The sequence below is a fragment of the Pseudomonas sp. LAIL14HWK12:I1 genome (genome assembly GCF_003202095.1).
Lineage (GTDB): Bacteria > Pseudomonadota > Gammaproteobacteria > Pseudomonadales > Pseudomonadaceae > Aquipseudomonas > Aquipseudomonas monteilii.
Genome location: NZ_QJKG01000013.1, coordinates 15,912 through 33,785 on the forward strand (window position 1 = coordinate 15,912; position 17,874 = coordinate 33,785).

Sequence of the window (17,874 nt, forward strand, 5' to 3'; positions counted from 1 at the left end):
ACAGGTAACCGAGGACTAAAGCTTCAACTCCCCAGGCGTCGCCCCGAACAACTGCTTGAACGCCGCAATGTAAGCCGAAGTCGAGTCATACCCACATCCCAGCGCCGCCTCGGTCACATTCTCCCCCGCCTCCAGCAACGCCAGCGACGACAACAGCCGCATGCGCTGCCGCCAGTTTCGAAAGCTCAACCCTGTCTCCCGCTGGAACAGCCGCATCAGCGTCTTCTCCGAGCAACCCAGCTCCCGCGCCCATTGCTGCAATGTCTGCGGCTGGTCCGGTGCAGCAATCAAACCGTTGCACAGCGCCAGCAACCCAGGGTGCCGTGGCAACGGCAGCGAAAACCCGACCTCGGGCAACGTGCGCAACTGGTCGAGCAGCACCGCCACCAAGCGTGCTTCGGCGCTGTCATCTTCGGGGTAATCCGCCGGGAACAGGCAAAACTGCTTGATCAGCTCGCGTGCCAGCGGGGTTACTTCCAGCACCCGGCATTGCTCTGGCGCCCACGGGCAGGCATCACGCCGTACATACAGGCTGCGCATTTCGGCCTGCATCGAGGTCACCACTTCGTGCTCGGCATCAGCAGGAATCCACACCCCCCACTGGGGCGGCGCGAAGTAACTGCCGTCGCGGGTGTACACACCAAGTACGCCGCTGATGGCGTAGGAAAACTGCACCCAGTCGTGCTGGTGGCGGGTGGTCCAGGAGCCGGCGCCGAGGCTTTCGGCACGGGCGTAAAGAGGCCTGGGCAGGTGGTCCAGCGCCGGGATGGCGCGGGGATGTCCGATGATCGGCATGGCGGCTTCTTGTAGTTCTGATGGGACAAGCCTAACAGCTGACGCAGGCGCACGTCAGGTGCGCTCGACAATCACCGTCACCCCCTGCCCACCTGCCGCACAAATCGATATCAACCCCCGCCCCTTCCCCGCCGTGGCCAATAGCTTGGCCAGGTTGGCCAATATGCGCCCTCCGGTGGCCGCAAACGGGTGCCCCGCCGCCAGCGAGCTGCCTTTTACATTGAGCTTGCTGCGGTCAATCGCCCCAAGCGGCGCCTCCAGCCCCAACCGTTCACGGCAATAATCGGCATCTTCCCAGGCCTTGAGCGTACACAGCACCTGGGCAGCGAAGGCTTCGTGAATTTCGTAGTAGTCAAAGTCTTGCAAGGTCAGGCCATTGCGCGCCAGCAAGCGTGGCACGGCATACACCGGCGCCATCAAGAGCCCTTCGCGACCGGTCACAAAGTCCACCGCAGCGGTTTCGCCATCGACCAGATAAGCCAGCACCTCCAGCCCCTGCTGCGCGGCCCATTCCTCGCTGCCCAGCAACACCATTGAGGCGCCGTCCGTCAGCGGTGTGGCGTTACCGGCCGTCAGCGTGCCCTGCCCGCTGCGGTCAAAGGCGGGTTGCAGCTTGGCCAACTGCTCAAGGGTCAGGTCGGGGCGCAGGTTATTGTCGCGGGTCAACGTAAGAAACGGCGTCAGCAAATCATCCTGCCAACCCTCGGCATACGCGGCAGCCAGTTTCTGGTGGCTGAGCAGCGCCAACGCGTCCTGTTCGGCACGGCCAATGCGCCAGGCCTGGGCCATACGCTCGCAATGCTCGCCCATTGACAGGCCGGTGCGTGGTTCGCCATTGCGTGGTAGTTCGGGTTTCAGGTGGTGAGGCCTGAGCTTGAGAAAGGGCTTGAGCCGCTCGCTCAGGCTTTTGCCACGGTTGGCTTGCAGGAGGATGTGGCGCAGACCTTCGTTGACGGCAATCGGTGCGTCGGAGGTGGTATCCACGCCGCCGGCAATACCACTGTCGATCTGCCCCAAGGCGATCTTGTTGGCCACCAGCAACGCCGCTTCGAGCCCGGTACCGCAGGCTTGCTGGAGGTCATAGGCCGGGGTCTGCGGTGAAAGGCGCGAACCCAGCACACATTCGCGGGTGAGGTTCATGTCGCGCGAGTGCTTGAGCACCGCGCCAGCCACTACCTCCCCCAGCCGCAGCCCATGCAGGCGATAGCGTTCGATCAATCCTTCAAGGGCAACAGTGAGCATCGCCTGGTTGCTGGCCGTGGCGTAAGCGCCGTTGGAGCGGGCGAAGGGAATTCGGTTGCCGCCCAGGATCGCGACCCGGCGAAGTGAACGCATGCGCTTTTTCCTCCTGAAACAATTTGATCCGTACAGCCTAGGTGTTTTTACCGTGGGCGAACGACCTTGCCACAAAGTTGGTCCACACTTTCAAGCTTGCCTTTGCGGAGACCCACCCATGAGCGATCGCTACCTCGGCTTTGCCAACTCCAACCTCGGCCGCCGCCTCGTGGATGCCCTTGGCCTGCCACGCCCGGCCCCGCTGGAGCGCTGGCAGGCCGGCCGCCTACGCCCGGTGGAAGGGGCGCTGGTGCTGGGCGGCGGGCCAATGGCGAAACAGATCGAAGCCATCGCCCCATGCCTGACTGACGAGGTTTACAGCTTCAATGCCGACGACCTGCAGGCTGAAGCCTGGGTGGCCGGCCTGGGGCCGAAAATCAAGGCCGTGGTATTCGATGCCCGTCATCTGTCCGACAGCGATGCCTTGAAGCAGTTGCGCGAATTTTTCCAGCCCCTGCTGCGTAGCCTGGCGCCTTGCGCGCATATCGTGGTGCTGGGGCGCGCACCGGAAAGCCTCGACAACCTGTTGGCCAGCGTTGCCCAACGGGCACTGGAAGGCTTCAGCCGTTCGCTGGCCAAGGAACTGCGCAACGGCGCGACTGCCCAGCTGCTGTATGTCGCTTCCGGTGCCGATGACCAGCTGGAAGGCGCCCTGCGCTTTTTCCTCTCGCCCAAGAGTGCCTTCATTTCTGGCCAGGTGCTGCGCCTGGAAGCCTGTATCAGCCAGGTGGAGGACTGGACCCGCCCACTGGCCGGCCGTCGTGCCCTGGTCACTGGCGCAGCGCGCGGCATCGGCGCCGCTATCGCCGAAACCCTGGCACGGGACGGCGCCGACGTGCTGCTGCTGGATGTGCCGCAGGCCAGCCAGGACCTCGACGCCCTGGCTGCACGCCTGGGTGGCAAGGCGCTGCCGCTGGACATCTGCGCCAGCGACGCGGCAACGCAACTGCTGGCGGCCTTGCCCGACGGCATCGACATCGTGGTGCACAACGCGGGTATCACGCGTGACAAGACCCTGGTCAACATGACCCCGGATTACTGGGACGCGGTGCTGGCTGTCAACCTCAAGGCCCCACAGGTACTGACCCAGGCGCTGTATGACAGTGGCGCACTGGGGGAAAACGCACGTATCACCCTGCTGGCCTCGGTCAGCGGCATTGCCGGCAACCGTGGGCAGGCCAACTACGCCGCCAGCAAGGCCGGGCTGATCGGTCTGGCCCAGGCCTGGGCGCCCCGGCTCGCCGAACATGGCGGCAGCATCAATGCCGTGGCGCCCGGCTTTATCGAAACCCACATGACCGCAGCCATGCCCATGGGCCTGCGCGAGGCCGGCCGGCGCCTGAGCTCGTTGGGCCAGGGCGGGCGCCCGCAGGACGTCGCCGAAGCCATTGCCTGGCTCAGCCAACCGGGCTCCGGGGCAGTCAACGGCCAGGTGCTGCGGGTGTGCGGCCAGGCATTGATGGGAGCCTGAGCATGAGCCGACACTGGCATGACCTGCACAGCCCGGCTTCGCGCGCCAGCCTGTACCTGCGCGCAGCCAGCAAACGCACCATCAGCGGCGACCACCTGCCGGATGATGGCCTACGCTGCTTCATCCCGGTTCAGCCGGGCAACCTGAGCACCTACCGCAAGCTCTGCCACTTTCCCGACGATGGCCGCCTGCCGGCGACATATCCACATGCAATGGCATTCAACCTGCAGTTGCAGTTGATGACCGCTCCAGACTTCCCCTTCCCACTGCTCGGCCTGGTGCATCTGTACAACCGCATCGAAGTGCTGCGCTCGCTTGGCGGTATCGAGGGGCTGCGCTTTGCGGTGTATGCGCACAACCTGCAACCGCATGCAAAGGGCGGCACCTTCGATTTGATCACCGAGGCCGAAGACGGCATAGGCCTACTCTGGCGCGAGACCAGCCGCATGCTGGTACGTGGGTTGAAGCTGGAAGGCGAGGCAAGTGAACGACCCGAAGCTGAGCCAGATGCATTACCCGAGGCCTGCCGCTGGTACGCCGACAGTGACATCGGCCGGCGGTATGCCAAGGTCTGCGGGGACTACAACCCTATCCACCTCAGTGCTGTCAGTGCCCGGTTGTTCGGCTTTCCTACAGCCATTGCCCATGGCATGTGGAGCATGGCCATGGCCCTGGCGGCATTGCGTGGGCACCTGCCGCACAGTGGGTATGCCTTTGAAGTGGACTTCCGCAAACCGGTACGGTTGCCGTCGGAGGTGGTGCTCAGTGCCAGTGAGGCGGGCACTGCAGGTCAACTACGGCTGGATGGGCATGGGGGGGTATTGCATATGGTCGGGCGGTGGGATCGACTGTAGGCCACTTGCTTTGCATCGGGCCTGGGCAGAAGCTATGCAGCATTAGGAGACCCCGATGAATCTGCAAGAACTCACCCAACGCCTGCACCAGATCCGCGACAACAACGACTGGCGCGGCTTCCACAGCCCGAAGAACCTGGCGATGGCCGCCAGCGTCGAAATGGCCGAGCTGGTAGAAATTTTCCAGTGGCTGAGCGAAGACGAATCGCGCCAGCTGCCTGCCGACAAACTGGCCCACGCCGGCCAGGAGGTCGGTGATGTGGTGCTCTATCTGTTGCTGCTGTGCAGCGAGCTGGGCCTGGACATGGACCAGGTGGTGCGGGCCAAGCTGGCCGACAGCGAAAGGCGCTTCGCCCGATGAATGACCGTCACTTCGATGAGCTGGCCACTCGCTTTGCCGAGAAGATCTACGGCGGTGCCAAGGGCGCAATCCGCCTGGCCGTGCTGCAGGCTGACCTGGCCGAGGCACTGCCCGATCGTCCGCTGCGCATTCTCGATATCGGTGCCGGGCTGGGCCACATGGCCTTGTGGCTGGCCCAGCGTGGTCATCATCTGACCTTGGCCGAGCCCGCCGCCCCCATGCTCGATGGCGCCCGCGCGCGCTTTGCCGAGGCTGGCCAGACTGCCACGTTCATCCAGGCCCCCTGGCAAGACCTGCTTGGCCAGCTCACCGAACCTTACGACCTGGTGCTGTGCCATGCCGTACTCGAATGGCTGGCAGAGCCTGAGAGCATCCTGCCCGTGCTGCACCAGCTCACAGCCCCTTCCGGGTGGCTGTCACTGGCCTTCTACAACCGCGACGCCCTGGTCTACCGCAACCTGCTCAAAGGCCATTTCCGCAAGTTGCGCAGCAACCGGCTGGAAGGTGAAAAGCAGAGCCTGACCCCACAGAAACCGCTTGATCCACGCGCGCTCAAGGCGCAACTTGATCCTATGTGGCAAGTTGAAAGCGAAAGCGGTGTGCGGGTGTTCCACGACTACATGCCCAAGGAGTTCCAGGGCAAGGCCGAGCTGCTCGACCTGCTGGAAATGGAACTGGCCCACCGCCGCCACCCCGCCTTCGCCGGGCTTGGCCGCTACCTGCACTGGGTGTGCCGCCCCCGCTAACCCACCCTGCCGGAGGAGTTCATGCCGTACCGTCTGTTGTGCCTGGCCCTGCTGCCATTCGCCCTGGCTGGCTGCCAGGGCAGCAACCCGTATGTGGCCAGCAGCCGCCCGCTGCCTCCGGCCCCCGCCCAGGCGGCCACCACCTTCGACGCCAGTGCCTACCCGGCACCCGCCCGCGATTATGGGCACTACCGCAGTTGGAGCTGGCGCAACGGCGAACTGCCCAGTGGCTCGGCCAATGCCGATCCTGCGCAACTGGCCGATGCTGTCAGCGGGGCACTCGACCAGCATGGCCTGCGCCCCGCCCGAGGTGCCACCGGCGACCTGCTGGTGAGCGCAGACATGCGCCTGGAAAAACGCTTGCGCCAGGTGCGTGACTACGACACCTACGACCCGTACTACGGCCCCTACCCCTACGGTGGCGTGGGCTATGGTGGCTATCGCCATGGCTACGGGGGTTATGCCAGCGTGCCCATCGTACGCACCTACGAAGTGGACGTGATGGTAGTGCGCATCGACCTGTACGACGCTCGCAGCGGTCAGCCGGTATGGAGTGCCAGCGCCGAAAGCGGCAGCGACAAGGACTCGCCGCGTGAACGCGAAAGCGCCCTGCGAGACTCTGTGCACAAGGCGCTCAGCGGCTATCCTCCCAGTTAATCGCTAACGGAGAACCATCATGTTGCGCCGTCTCGTTTTACTGTCATTCGTGTTACTGCTTGCAGCCTGCTCCAGCAACAACGTCCAGCAGGATTTCGATGCCAGCCGTGACTTTGCCGCTTACCGCAGCTGGGCGTGGCAGGAACCGGGCCTGCAGTACCGCCCGGACGACCCCCGCATCAAGAGCGACCTTACCGAGCAGCGCATCCGCCAGGCGGTAGCCGACCAGCTCGACCAACGTGGGCTGCGCCCGGTCCAGGGTGGCGCACGGCCTGACCTGACGGTCCGCACCTACCTGATCGTCGAGCAGCGCCAGCAGCAGATCACCACCAACTATGGCGGTGGCTGGGGTGGCTATTGGGGCGGTTACTGGGGTGGCCCGATGTACAACGAAACCCGCAGTGTCGACTACAAGGTCGCGACCATTCAGGTGGACATGTTCGATGGGCGTGACGGCAAGCTGGTGTGGCGCGGCAGTGCCGAGCAAATCATGAACAACTACCCGCCAAGCCCGGAAGAACGCAACAGCGCCATCCGCAATACTGTGAACAAGGTATTGGCCAACTACCCGCCGGGTAGCAAGAAATAAGCCTCAGCCCTTAATAGTGGGAGCACCTTTTCGCGCCCCAAGGTCGCTCCCCCACTTAAACGGTGTCAAGAACGACAAAATCCATTTCGACCACGCCTTTTTCCCGTTCCCGCCCACTCCCTCGCAGGTTCCCGTCTATCTTCACTTAAGGAAACCTGACTGACCGGGTAGAAGTGTTCAACTTTTGGGAAAGGCGACCTGCCAATGCAAAGCATTGTTCTCCTGCTGTGGCTTGCCTTGTGCTCCGAACAGGATGTGCGTCAACGCCAGATCTCCAACCTGCTGACCCTGGGCGTGGCAACGGGCGCTCTGGTCTGGCTGTTCGCCACCGGTCGCAGCTGGATCGGCGCCGAGGCCGCCGATGCCGGCTGGGCGCTGGCCATCGTCATGCTGCTGACCTTGCCGGGGTACATGCTCGGCCGCTTCGGTGCCGACGACGTCAAGCTGATGGGCGCACTGGCCCTCGCCACCAGCCCGCAATACGTGCTCGGCACCTTCATCGGCGCCGGCGTCAGTGTGCTGGTGTGGCTGCTCACCCGCCGGCGCCTGTGGACCCTGCTCAACCCCAAAGTGAAGAAGCGGTTGCAAACCCTGACTGAAGAAATGGGCGACAAACAGGCCTTCGTACCCTATGTGTTAGCAGGTTTTCTTCTAACGGCGGTATGGATCCAATAAAGCAACCTATGGTCCGATACCTTGTACATGCCTTGTACAAAATCGCAACGTAGGGCTATTTTTAAGCTGCCAGAGCGTCTGGCCCGGGAGCAGGGCCGCATACGAACAGGGAGTTGATCGTGTCCAGACCTTTCAGTGATGTGAAGATTTTGGTGGTCGATGACCAGCCAGTCATCGTCGAACAGCTATGTGAGTTTCTTGAAACCCGGGGTTACCACTGCCTGCCGGCCCATTCCACCGACGAAGCCCTCGAGCGCTACCTGGCCGACGAGGCCATTGGCCTGATCATCTGCGACCTGCACATGCCCGACCGTGATGGTATCGAACTGGTTCGCGCGCTCAAGCAAATCACCGGGCAGCGCATGTTCGAAGCCATCATGCTGACCGGGCGCGCGGAAAAACAGGATGTGATCCGTGCCCTGCGTGAAGGCTTTGCCGATTACTACCAGAAGCCCACGGACCTCGATGAACTGCTCGAGGGCGTGCGCCGCCAGGAAGAGGCCCTACTGGAGCGCCAGCGCAACTTCCGCGCCTTGGGCGGGTTGAACCAGCGGTTGCAGAATCTGGCCGACTCGGTGGACGAATTGTACCAGGACCTGGAAAAGGCCCGCGGCCAAGGCACCCACCGACGCGCCAGCGATGTGGAAGACAGTGAGAGCGAGCTACCGGCAGCGTTCGAGAAGCTATCGCCGCGCCAACTTGAAGTGGCACGACTGGTGAGCAAGGGCAAGACCAACTACCAGATTGCCTGTGAGCTGGGCATTACCGAAAACACGGTGAAGTTGTATGTGTCGCAGGTACTGCGCCTGACCCACATGCACAACCGCACCCAGTTGGCACTGGCACTGACGCCCAGTTCGTCACCGGTTCACCAGCGGTTTACTACCCACTAAGTGACTGCTTCAAAATTGCCGGGGCTGCTTTGCAGCCCATCGCGACACAAGGCGCGCAAAGCGCCCCCCTACAGTTGAAGGCCAATACTCAAGGTCAAGCGGGGGGCACGGTCCAGACTGTCCAACGCCACATCCGCCAGCGGTTTTGCCACCTCCATCGCAACATTGAAAAGCCGCCCATCCCCCAACCGTACACCCAGTGCCGCCGAAGCCAGGTGGGCATCCTCCACCGATCCCCGGTTATGCCAGGTCTGCGCCGCATCCACTGCCAAATAGGGCTGAACCAGCGCCAACCTGCTACCCCGCATGCTGTAGCTCACCTCGTAAGCCACACCCCACCCCTTGTCTCCGTCGGCCTGATCACGGGGATAGCCACGCCCGAAGCTCTGCCCACCAAACCCCACCCGTTCGCTATCAGGTAGCCGGTCATCACTCCAGTACAACGCGCCAGACACTACACCCTGCCAACTCGCTGACAGCGGGTCACTTTGCAGGGCCGACAACCTGAACCGCAAAAAGTCCATGTCGTAGTCGGCATCGCTGCGGGCGCCCAGGTAATCCAGGCCTTGGTAGACCCCGGCACTGACCATGCGCAGGCGACTACCTTCCACTTTGCGCCAGTCGCCCTCGAATGACAGCGCGCGCACAGAAGTGTCGTAGTCCCGTGACGAAGACTGCCGCTCTTCGACATGTTCGCTGACCGCATACACGTGTCCCTGCACGGCCAGCCATTCATTCGGCCTGACAATCACGGGTTGGCGCAGGCCTATCGCATAGCGTTGGCTGTCACGCTCACGGGTGATGTCGCGGCCATCGTCCAGGCGGATTCGCGTGTCCGGCTCACTGCGGTAGCGCGAAGCCGACAACAACAGTTGGCTGCCGGCCTCGTCCAGGTGCTGGCTGTAATCCAGCCGTTGGTAATGCACCTGGTCATCGCCCGGGGGCAGTAGCAGGCTGGCCTGGAACTGTTCGGCAAAGCGGGTCTGGGCATTGCTGGTGGCCGTCAGCAGCGCCTGTGCATCATCGCGACTGGAGTCTGCCAAAGTAACAGCGGCGCTGAACGGTTTGTGCCGCGCATGCACGGTCAAAAGGGCCGCACCGTCACCGGTTCTTGCCATCGCCAGCTCAGCCTCTATCGACACGCCGGGCAAGCGCCCTGCCAGCCCCAGGTAGCGTTCTAGCGTTTCGCGGGTCAGCGGGCGCTCAGTCTCAAGGCGTGCCAATAGCTGCCGGAGATAGTCGCTGGCCAGGCCGATATCACCGTCGATGTGGTAATCGCGGATGTAACCCTCGACCAGCACCACATTCACCCGGCCCTCGGCCACATCCTGCGGTGGCAGGTAGGCATAGGAAAGCAGGTAGCCCTCCTGCCGATAGCGCTGGGTTAGCTGCCGGGTGTACTGCTGCAATTCGCCCAACGTGGTCTGGCGCCCGACCAGCGGCTGGTAGTGCTCGCGCAGATCACTCAAGGGGAACACCGTGCCCCCCTCGAAACGCACTTTATGCACAACGACGGGCGTGTCCGCAGGTGCCCAGTCAAGTCTTTCGCCAACCGGCCCGGCCAACCTCAGGTTCGGGCTGATGGGGCGGTAGGCCTCTATCGGCAGGTTGGCAGCAGGCAGGCGCCGTTCGTATTCATGGCTGTCGAGAAAACCCGGCAACGGCTCTGCGTGGGCAGCAAGCGCCCAAGGCAACAACAGCAGGGGCACGGCCAGAGGACGCATAGGGCGCTCCATGTTCCCTTGGTTGCGGGGCGCCAGCCGGTCACACCCGTTATCTGCAAGCGTAGGTGCTGGCCCGAATGCCGTCGAACGCCTACTCGCTGACCTGGAACGCCACCCGCGCCGTCTCGCCGCTTTCATCCACCGCGCTGAGCTCGGCCTGTCCGACCTGCGGCAAGCGAACCAGCAGGCTGTCCTGCCCCTGGGTTTCGCCCAAGGGCTGGCCATTGAGGAACCACCAGCGCCGCCCGCCCCCGCCCAAGGCCGATACATAGAGTTGCAACGGCTCGCTGCTGGTGGCCGGGCGGCGCAGGTTGTCGCCGGGGCGCACGCCGACGATCGACAGCGGCGGTGCGCTGGCCGGCACCTGCGGCGGGCAGGCCGGGTCGATGGCCGGCAGGCGCGCCGCGCGCCGCTCGACACGGGGTAGCCAGGGCTCCAGCGGGGCCGGCCACAATGCAATGTCACGGGCCTTGGCGCTTGGGCAGCTACCATCCACGCGCAGCCCCTGCTCGTTGACCCACACGCGCTCACGCAGGCCCAGGCCCAGCGGCTGATCGGCAGCTTGCAGGGTTGGCGGCGTGGTGCCATCCAGGGTCCAGGCAAAACGCTGACGCCGGCAGTTGGGGTCCTGCTTGCTCATCGGCTGGCCCAGCGGCCAACAGATCGCCGCCACCCCGATATTCGCCGGCACCCGCTCCACCGGCACGCTGATGCCGCGCTGGCTGTCGCGGTTGCTCAGCAGGTCATGCACCTGCAGCATCAGTGGCGCCGCCGAGGCCAGGCCAAACTGGCCGGGTACCGGCGTGCCATCGGGGCGGCCGATCCACACGCCGATCAGGTAGCGCGGGCCCACACCAATCGACCAGGCATCGCGAAAGCCATAACTGGTTCCTGTTTTCCAGGCCAGTTGCGGGCGCTGCACCAGCTCGGCGTGCGGGTCGCGGTCGGGGCGCGCCTGGCCACTGAGAATGCGCCGGATGATCCACGCCGCCCCCGGTGACAGCAACCGCCGCTCTACCAGCGGCTCCTGAGGTTGCAAGCGCACCCTCGCGCTGTTGCCACCGCGCGCGAAGGCTGCATAACCACCCACCAAATCTTCCAGACGGCTACCGGCGCCACCGAGGATCAACGACAGGTTGGGCTCGGCCAGCGGCGGTAGTATCAGCGGCATACCCGCCATGCGCAGTTGCGCGGCAAAGCGTTTCGGGCCGTAGGCCTCCAGCAATTGCACCGCCGGCAAGTTGAGTGACAGGGCCAGCGCCGAACTGGCCGACACCGGCCCGCTGAAGCCCATGGAGAAGTTACCGGGCCGGTAGTCGCCATAGCGGCGTGGCACGTCCTGCAGTAGCGATTCGGAATGGATCAGGCCATCATCCAGCGCCATGCCGTACAGGAACGGCTTGAGCGTAGAACCGGGTGAACGTAGCGAACGCACCATGTCGACATGCCCGAAGCGGCGCTCATCGGCCAGATCAATCGAGCCCAGGTAGGCACGCACCGCCATGGTCTGCGCCTCGACTACCAGGATGGCTGCCGAGGTACGCTCCGGCAGGCGCGCACGCCAGCCCAACAGCAGGTCTTCCAGGCGCCGCTGCAGTGCCGCATCGAGGGTGGTGCGGATCAGCGGTGGGCTGTCGGCGCTGTTCAGCCGTCTGGCGAGCAAGGGCGCCAAGGCGGGCTCCTGACGTGGCGCCAGCACCAGCGGCTCCTCGGCTGCCTCGCGGATTTGCTGCGCAGGCCATACCTGGTATTCGGCCAGGCGCTGCAGCACCTTGTCGCGGGCACGCTGGGCACGCGCAGGATGGCGGTCCGGCCTTAGCCGGCTGGGCGCCTGTGGCAGTACCGCCAGCAGCGCTGCTTCGGCCGGGGTCAGGTGCAAGGGTGATTTGCCCAGGTACGCCCAGCTGGCTGCGGCAACCCCCTGCAAGGTGCCGCCAAAGGGTGCGCGGTCAAGGTAGATCTGCAGGATTTCGCGCTTGGACAGATGCCACTCCAGCTGCGCCGTACGCCACAGTTGGCGCAGTTTACCGGCCAGGGTACGTTCATGCGGGTCGAGCAGCCGTGCCACCTGCATCGACAGCGTGCTGCCGCCCGACACCACGCGTCCGCCGCGCAGGTTCAGCCAGGCGGCTCGGGCCAAGGCCAGCGGGTTGACCCCGGGATGGCGGTAGAACCAGCGGTCCTCGTAAGTCAGCAAGGCCTGCAGGTACAACGGCGAAACTTCGTCAGGGCTGACCGGGTAGCGCCAAACACCCTCGGCATCGGCAAAGCGCCACAACGGCGCGCCGTCTTCGGCCACCACCACCCGGGCCAGGTCGTCGCCCGGCATGGGCAGCGGCCAGATCCGGTCAGCCAGCCACACCAGGCCACACAGCACTAGCAAGCCGATTACCGTGGCACGCAACCACTTGCCCGCACGCGTGCATGGCCGCGCTAAGCTTGGCATCGGGAACCGACCTGGCCAGGTGATGGCCAAAGGCTTGGGAACGGCAACCTCGCCGAATCGTTCATCAGGAAACAACTATGCATGTAGAAGGTTTTTTCGAGTGGCTGGGCCAGGCACTGGGGTCGTTGATCCGCTTCATCGTCGACGCATTGAGCGGGCTGTTCAACCTGCTGGCCAATGCTGGCGGCAATTTCATCGACGGCCTGGCGCGCACACTGGGCATGGACACCTCGCTGCTCAGCATCCTGGCCCTGATCGTCGGCCTGATGCTGCTGTACTCGGCCATCCGCGCGTTCATGCGCGCCTCGATCATCCTCGGGATCATCTGGCTGGTGCTGGGGCTGTGGGTGATGAGCTGGGTGATTCACTGATGGTAGAGCTGCCCTGCGCGACCCTGTGGATGCGCAGGGCAGATTCTTACCGGGCTTTTACGGTCATCTCCCCTTGCCCATCCCCCACGGCCTGCAGGTTCGGCCGGTACATCGACTCAACCTGCGGCGGCGGCACACGGTAGGTGCCCGGGGTCACCGCCCGCGCCAGGTACAACAGGTGGGTGGTGCCGTAGCCGTCGAGCTTGAGCGCGGCAACATAACGGTCATCACGGTACTCCTGGTGCACCACGCTGGCGTTCTGCATCGACTCGCGCCATTCCTTCACCGCGGTGCTGGCGTTGTCCAGGCTGGCGGCACTCTGCGCCAGGTTCTGGTTTTCCAGCTCCAGGCCTGCGGGCAGCAAGTCCACCACCAAGGCATCCGGCACGCGGTCTTCAGCCTTGAGCGCAAGGTGCACCAGCACCAGGTCGCCGCTGCGCAGGTTATGCAGGTCCAATGGCTGGCCATTCATGCCCAGGTACTCACGGCGAATCTGCATACCATTGCCGCCGGCCGCAGGCGCCTGACGGGGGTAACCAGACAGGGTGAGTTGCTGGTACAGCGTCTCGCTGCCTTCGTTCTGCACGCTCAGCGGCGAAGCCAGCAACGGGCCTTCCAGCTTCATGCCGGCTTCGGCATTGTTGAACTCGCGCACCTCGCCAGCGCTGTCCAGGCGTGCCTGCCACTTGCCTTCCGGCTTGCCCAAAAGGCCACGGCCGGCAAGGAACAGTGCATTGCGCTCCTGGGTCGACAACCAGCGGTTGGCCGCCAGTTCGTCCGACAAGGCGAACAGCCGCTGGTCGACCTGACTGCTGGCAAGGTTGCTCTCCTGCAACAAGGCCAGGATCAACGCCTGATCACGCAGTGCGCTGCCGTAGTCCGCCATCCAGCCTTTGCCACGGCTGATGCCCAGGCCCGCCTGCAAAGCCTGCTCGGCTCGCGGCTTGTCGCCCATCTTGTCCAGTGCCACTGCCAGTTGTACCAGCGGCAAGCCGGAACGCGCATCGGCACTGCGCTCGAACAGGCCACGCAAGGCACCCAACGGCGCCTGCTGACTGCGCGACAGCACCAGCGCTGCATAGGCCTGCACGGCGAAGCGGGTGTGGTCGGCGTTTTCGCTGTAGTCCACTTCGATCAGGTTGCGCTCTTGCAGGTAGCGCAGCAGGCGCTCGCTGGCCTTCTTCAGCGCCTCGGCCGGCACGCCGTAACCCTGGTCACGGGCACGCAGCAGGAAGTCGGTGACATAGGCAGTCAGCCAGTACTCTTCTTCGCTGTCCGAACTCCACAGGCCAAAGCTGCCGTTGTAGCGCTGCATGCCCAACAGGTGCTCGATGCCCATCTCGATCTTGCGCTTGCGCACGTCCGCCGGCTCGCCCTTGATGCCCAGGCGCTTGAGGCTGTCGGCATCGGCGTACAACGACGGGTAAAGGCCACTGGTGGTCTGCTCAAGGCAACCGTAGGGGTAGGCTTCCAGGGCGCGAATCTGCTCGGCCAGGTTCAGCGGTGGCCGGCTCGACAAGGCCAGGCTGGCTTCCAGGCCGGCAGGCTCGAAGGCCGCCAGGTCTGCTTCAGGCAAGGTCCAGGGCTGGTCTTTCAAGGCCACGCGGTAGTGTTTGAGCATCGCCGGGTAGGCCGAGCGCACGCCCAACGTCCACTCCCGTTCGAACGCGGTGGTCGGCTCGTTTGGTAGTTGCAGGCCTGTGACCCGCACATGCACCTTGCCTTGCCCCAGGCCGCCCTGGGCCTGCACCGGGATCATCAGTGTCGAACGCTGGCCTTCAGTCAGGGCTACGTTCTGTACGGCACTGGCCACGAGGCTAAGCTGCCCCTCGGTGGTGATTTCAACATTCAGTTGTTGAGCGCGGCCCGACAGGTTGGCCAAATCCAGCGCCAGACTGGTGCGGTCGCCTCCGGCCAGGAAGCGCGGGGCCGAAAGCTCGGCAATCAGTGGCGCGGCCACCACGGTCTTGCCTTCGGCCATGCCGAAGTGTTCTTCGGTCCAGGCCTGGGCCATCAGCCGCAGCTCGCCGTTGAACTCCGGGATGTCGACCGTAGCTTCGCCCTCACCCTTGTCATCCAGAGTCACCGGCAGGCTCTGCTGGGCGACGATAGTCACCGTGGTATTAGGGCGCTTGCCCCCTTTGGCCATGGCCGCGTCACCACCGAACGCCAGGCTGGCCAGGCGGCCCTGCCCGGCTTCGATCAGCTGGCCGTAGATGTCCAGTTGGTCGGCGCCATAGGCCTTGCGCCCGAACAGGCTGGCGAACGGGTCGGGGGTTTTGAAGTCGGTGATGTTGAGGATGCCCACGTCAACCGCCGACAGCAGCACATGCACTTGCTTGGGCACGCTGCCATCCGCATTGGCGGCCTTCACCTTCACGGTCAGCGGCTGTTTCGGGCGCATCTTGTCTGGTGCCTGCAGGCTCACCGCCAACTTGCGCTCAGCGCGGTCCAGCGGCAGGTGCAGCACACCCACCGAACGCTTGGGCGTGGCGTTGGCCTTGCGCTCACCCGGGCGGATCACCAGCGCGCTGATGTACAGGTCGTGGCGGGCCCAGGCTTTGTCCAGTTGCACATCGAAGGTCTTGCCCTCGGCGGGCACGTCGATTTCCTGCCACCACAGCGGGCCATCGCTGGACTCGATCATCAGGTAGCCGCTACCTGCGGCAGGCGGGGTGACGGTGACCTTGGCCGTGGCACCGTCGGCGTAGGAAGGTTTGTCCAACGCCAGCTTGACCTGGTCGGGGCGCACGGCACCGCCTTCAGCGTTGTCCTGGGCGCGGTAGCCGGCCCAGAAGCGTTCGCTGGAAACCAAGCCAGTTAGCGGGTCTTCCACCTCGACGCGGTAAGGGCCCCATTCAACCTGGAAGCTCAGCTTGGCAGTGGAGCCGGCCTTGACGCTGACCGTCTCTTCGCTCTGAGTGAGGATTTTTTCGTTGTAGGCGTAGCTCCAGCCGTCGCTCTGCGAGTAGTTCCAGTAGTAGTCGCGGCGCTCACGAATCAACCGCACCTTGAGGTCATCGGCCGCCAGCTTGTTGCCATCGCGATCGGCCACCAGGAACTCGAATTCCACTGGCCCGTCACTGTCGGTTTCCTCGCCATCGAACAGGCCACGCAGGCCCGGCAAGCGCTCGGCTGGCCAGATCGGCTGCTCCAGGCGCCGGGTGATCGGACGGCCACCCGACTCCTGCAAGCTGGCTTGCACGGTCAGTTGCAGCGGCGAGCGGGCTTCGGCCCAGCGGCTTTCGATATCGACCACCGCCTTGCCCGCCTGGTCGAGGGCGACTTCGTCCAGTTCCAGATCCTGGTTCAGCTCGGTTTCGGTGACCGAGCCGAACTGGTAGCCCGGCAGAGCGGGCACCGCCTCGCGCAGCGGGCGCACATAGGCCTGGCCACTCAGGCGATTACCGGCAGCCGGGGCGCCATAGAGGTAACGGCCATTGACCTGGATGCGCGCATCCTCATCCGGCGACAGTGGCGTGCTGCTGCCCTTCAGCTCCAGCGCCAGGCGCTCAGGCAGGAAGTCTTCGACGAGGAACTCATACACCTGCTTGCGCCCGCCGCCCAGGTCGAGCAGCAACTGCCAGCGCCCGGTCGGGGCTTCGGTGGCCAGTTGCAGCTGGTATTGGTACAAGCCATTGCTGTCGGCTTCCCAGACGAACTTGCGGCTGACCTGCTCATCCGGGCGGCGCACTTCCACGCTGACGGGTTGGGCTTTGACGGGTTTGCCGTCCTGGTCGCGCAGCAGGCCGTTGAGCAGCACGGTTTCGCCTGGGCGATACAGGTCACGCGGGCCGAAGATGAAAAACTGCAGCGGGTTGGCCTGGGGGCCGGTGATGTCGAATTCGGCCAGGTCCAGCGCGGCGGTGTTCAGGCGCAGCAGGGTGGTGTGCACACCTTGGGTGGCGATCAGGGTATCGGCCTTCGGGGTGATCGGCAGTTGGGCGTGGCCTTTGCCATCGGTGCTGGCCTGGGCCAGCAACTTGCCCTTCTCGTCATGGATTTCGAGGTTGACGCCGCTCAACGCCTTGCCGCCTTCCAGCGCCTGCGCGAACACGTCCAGGCGGTCGCGGTAACGGTGTGCCGACACGCCGATGTCACTGAGGGTGAACAGGGTCGCCGGCTGCGAGTAGTCGTAGGTGCCCGAGGCGCGCATCACTGCCAGGTACACGCCCGGATCCTGCAGTGGCTTGATGCCGGCGATGGGCAGTAGCACGGTTTCGCGGGTGTTACGGGCAGGGTTGAGGTCGAAGCGGCCGCTGTAGACCAGCTCGGCCATGTCCAGGGTTTCCTTGGACTGGTAGTAGTACAGGCTGCTGTTGCGCCCCCAGCTGGCCAGGAAGGTCGAGAGCATTTCCGGCTTCACCCGGAAGAACTCGACATCGACCTTGTCGACGTTGAGGGCAATCACCGGCAGCCCTTCGGCCAGGCGTGTGGGCAGCAGCGATCCACGGCTGGCAAAGCCGATGGTCGGCTGCATGTCGCGGGTTTCCAGCCGGGTGACCGACTCGCTGTCCAGTTGCTTGCCGTTGACCGCGAGCAGGCCCTTGTCCACGGTCAGCACCAGCTTGCGCTGTGGTTCCAGGTGCCGCAGGCGCAGTTCCATCTGATTGTCAGAAAGTTCCCAGGCGCCGTCGAGCTTGCCTTTGACGGTGTCGACCAGGTGTACCTTGGTGGCGAAGTCCTGCTTGGCATCCAGCGGTGCGGAGAAGCTGATCGACAGTGTGGCCGCACCATCGAGCTGCACTTCGGATACGTCCAGCACCGTGAGTTCGCGGCCCTCGTAGCGCTTGGCGAGCACAGCGGGGTCTTCGCGTTTGGGGGCAGCGGCTTCGGCGGGCGTTGTAGCGACAGGCTTCTGCGCCGGCGCAGGTTTGTCTGGCGTGGAAGAGTCACAGGCACTGAGCAAGGCCAGCGCGCAGGCCAGCAACAATCCTTTGTTGAACATGGAGTAGGA

At 64.4% G+C, this 17,874-nt stretch carries 14 protein-coding genes; 9 read left to right on the plus strand and 5 right to left on the minus strand.

Going from position 1 to position 17,874, the window contains the following annotated elements; genetic code table 11:
* Positions 1 to 15 precede the first annotated feature (15 nt).
* Positions 16 to 795, minus strand: coding sequence for a helix-turn-helix transcriptional regulator (locus D906_RS24745; RefSeq protein ID WP_019099766.1), 780 nt, complete (start codon positions 793 to 795; stop codon positions 16 to 18).
* 54 nt (positions 796 to 849) lie between these two features.
* Entirely contained in the window at positions 850 to 2,130 is a 1,281-nt protein-coding gene (locus D906_RS24750; protein ID WP_027609860.1) for an acetyl-CoA C-acetyltransferase, read from the minus strand.
* Positions 2,131 to 2,248: 118 nt separating this feature from the next.
* Here D906_RS24750 and D906_RS24755 point away from each other — a divergent pair, with 118 nt between their 5' ends.
* From D906_RS24755 to D906_RS24790, 8 genes are all read left to right on the plus strand, one after another.
* Positions 2,249 to 3,601 carry a 3-oxoacyl-ACP reductase gene (locus D906_RS24755; RefSeq protein ID WP_027615803.1) on the plus strand — a complete coding sequence of 451 codons (1,353 nt, stop codon included), beginning with the start codon at positions 2,249 to 2,251 and terminating at the stop codon, positions 3,599 to 3,601.
* Between the two features lie 2 nt (positions 3,602 to 3,603).
* Positions 3,604 to 4,455: a MaoC/PaaZ C-terminal domain-containing protein gene (locus tag D906_RS24760; protein ID WP_027615802.1), complete on the plus strand. Its 852-nt coding sequence runs from the start codon at positions 3,604 to 3,606 to the stop codon at positions 4,453 to 4,455.
* A gap of 55 nt (positions 4,456 to 4,510) precedes the next feature.
* Positions 4,511 to 4,816, plus strand: coding sequence for a MazG-like family protein (locus tag D906_RS24765; RefSeq protein ID WP_009685784.1), 306 nt, complete (start codon positions 4,511 to 4,513; stop codon positions 4,814 to 4,816).
* The gene (locus D906_RS24770; RefSeq protein WP_016715412.1) at positions 4,813 to 5,562 is read left to right on the plus strand and encodes a methyltransferase domain-containing protein; all 750 of its coding nucleotides are present in this window, start codon (positions 4,813 to 4,815) and stop codon (positions 5,560 to 5,562) included. Before D906_RS24765 ends, D906_RS24770 begins: the two co-directional genes overlap by 4 nt.
* A 21-nt stretch (positions 5,563 to 5,583) precedes the next feature.
* A complete protein-coding gene (locus D906_RS24775) occupies positions 5,584 to 6,219 on the plus strand; it encodes a DUF4136 domain-containing protein (RefSeq protein ID WP_027609858.1) in 636 nt (211 codons plus the stop codon).
* A 19-nt stretch (positions 6,220 to 6,238) separates the two neighbouring features.
* On the plus strand, positions 6,239 to 6,808 hold the full coding sequence (locus D906_RS24780) for a DUF4136 domain-containing protein (protein WP_016715410.1): 570 nt from the start codon (positions 6,239 to 6,241) through the stop codon (positions 6,806 to 6,808).
* A 204-nt stretch (positions 6,809 to 7,012) separates the two neighbouring features.
* Positions 7,013 to 7,483, plus strand: coding sequence for a prepilin peptidase (locus D906_RS24785; protein WP_016715409.1), 471 nt, complete (start codon positions 7,013 to 7,015; stop codon positions 7,481 to 7,483).
* Between the two features lie 119 nt (positions 7,484 to 7,602).
* Entirely contained in the window at positions 7,603 to 8,376 is a 774-nt protein-coding gene (locus D906_RS24790) for a response regulator transcription factor (protein ID WP_019098619.1), read from the plus strand.
* A gap of 68 nt (positions 8,377 to 8,444) precedes the next feature.
* On the opposite strand, the gene D906_RS24795 is transcribed toward D906_RS24790, so the two are convergent.
* Together D906_RS24795 and pbpC are read right to left on the minus strand one after the other, a co-directional pair.
* Positions 8,445 to 10,100 carry a ShlB/FhaC/HecB family hemolysin secretion/activation protein gene (locus D906_RS24795; protein WP_027615801.1) on the minus strand — a complete coding sequence of 552 codons (1,656 nt, stop codon included), beginning with the start codon at positions 10,098 to 10,100 and terminating at the stop codon, positions 8,445 to 8,447.
* Between the two features lie 91 nt (positions 10,101 to 10,191).
* Positions 10,192 to 12,546, minus strand: coding sequence for a peptidoglycan glycosyltransferase PbpC (pbpC, locus tag D906_RS24800; RefSeq protein WP_027615800.1), 2,355 nt, complete (start codon positions 12,544 to 12,546; stop codon positions 10,192 to 10,194).
* 77 nt (positions 12,547 to 12,623) lie between these two features.
* Here pbpC and D906_RS24805 point away from each other — a divergent pair, with 77 nt between their 5' ends.
* On the plus strand, positions 12,624 to 12,917 hold the full coding sequence (locus D906_RS24805) for a hypothetical protein (protein WP_016715405.1): 294 nt from the start codon (positions 12,624 to 12,626) through the stop codon (positions 12,915 to 12,917).
* 46 nt (positions 12,918 to 12,963) lie between these two features.
* Here the strand turns inward: D906_RS24805 and D906_RS24810 are convergent, their stop codons facing one another.
* Positions 12,964 to 17,865 (minus strand): alpha-2-macroglobulin, encoded by a 4,902-nt coding sequence (locus tag D906_RS24810; RefSeq protein WP_027615799.1) that lies wholly within the window; start codon positions 17,863 to 17,865, stop codon positions 12,964 to 12,966.
* Between the last annotated feature and the right edge of the window lie 9 nt (positions 17,866 to 17,874).

Bases quoted from the DNA above. Each gene is read 5' to 3' on its own strand.
- D906_RS24745 (WP_019099766.1), bottom strand. From the start codon at position 795: ATGCCGATCATCGGACATCCCCGCGCCATCCCGGCGCTGGACCACCTG.
- D906_RS24750 (WP_027609860.1), bottom strand. From the start codon at position 2,130: ATGCGTTCACTTCGCCGGGTCGCGATCCTGGGCGGCAACCGAATTCCC.
- D906_RS24755 (WP_027615803.1), top strand. From the start codon at position 2,249: ATGAGCGATCGCTACCTCGGCTTTGCCAACTCCAACCTCGGCCGCCGC.
- D906_RS24760 (WP_027615802.1), top strand. From the start codon at position 3,604: ATGAGCCGACACTGGCATGACCTGCACAGCCCGGCTTCGCGCGCCAGC.
- D906_RS24765 (WP_009685784.1), top strand. From the start codon at position 4,511: ATGAATCTGCAAGAACTCACCCAACGCCTGCACCAGATCCGCGACAAC.
- D906_RS24770 (WP_016715412.1), top strand. From the start codon at position 4,813: ATGAATGACCGTCACTTCGATGAGCTGGCCACTCGCTTTGCCGAGAAG.
- D906_RS24775 (WP_027609858.1), top strand. From the start codon at position 5,584: ATGCCGTACCGTCTGTTGTGCCTGGCCCTGCTGCCATTCGCCCTGGCT.
- D906_RS24780 (WP_016715410.1), top strand. From the start codon at position 6,239: ATGTTGCGCCGTCTCGTTTTACTGTCATTCGTGTTACTGCTTGCAGCC.
- D906_RS24785 (WP_016715409.1), top strand. From the start codon at position 7,013: ATGCAAAGCATTGTTCTCCTGCTGTGGCTTGCCTTGTGCTCCGAACAG.
- D906_RS24795 (WP_027615801.1), bottom strand. From the start codon at position 10,100: ATGCGTCCTCTGGCCGTGCCCCTGCTGTTGTTGCCTTGGGCGCTTGCT.
- pbpC (WP_027615800.1), bottom strand. From the start codon at position 12,546: ATGCCAAGCTTAGCGCGGCCATGCACGCGTGCGGGCAAGTGGTTGCGT.
- D906_RS24805 (WP_016715405.1), top strand. From the start codon at position 12,624: ATGCATGTAGAAGGTTTTTTCGAGTGGCTGGGCCAGGCACTGGGGTCG.
- D906_RS24810 (WP_027615799.1), bottom strand. From the start codon at position 17,865: ATGTTCAACAAAGGATTGTTGCTGGCCTGCGCGCTGGCCTTGCTCAGT.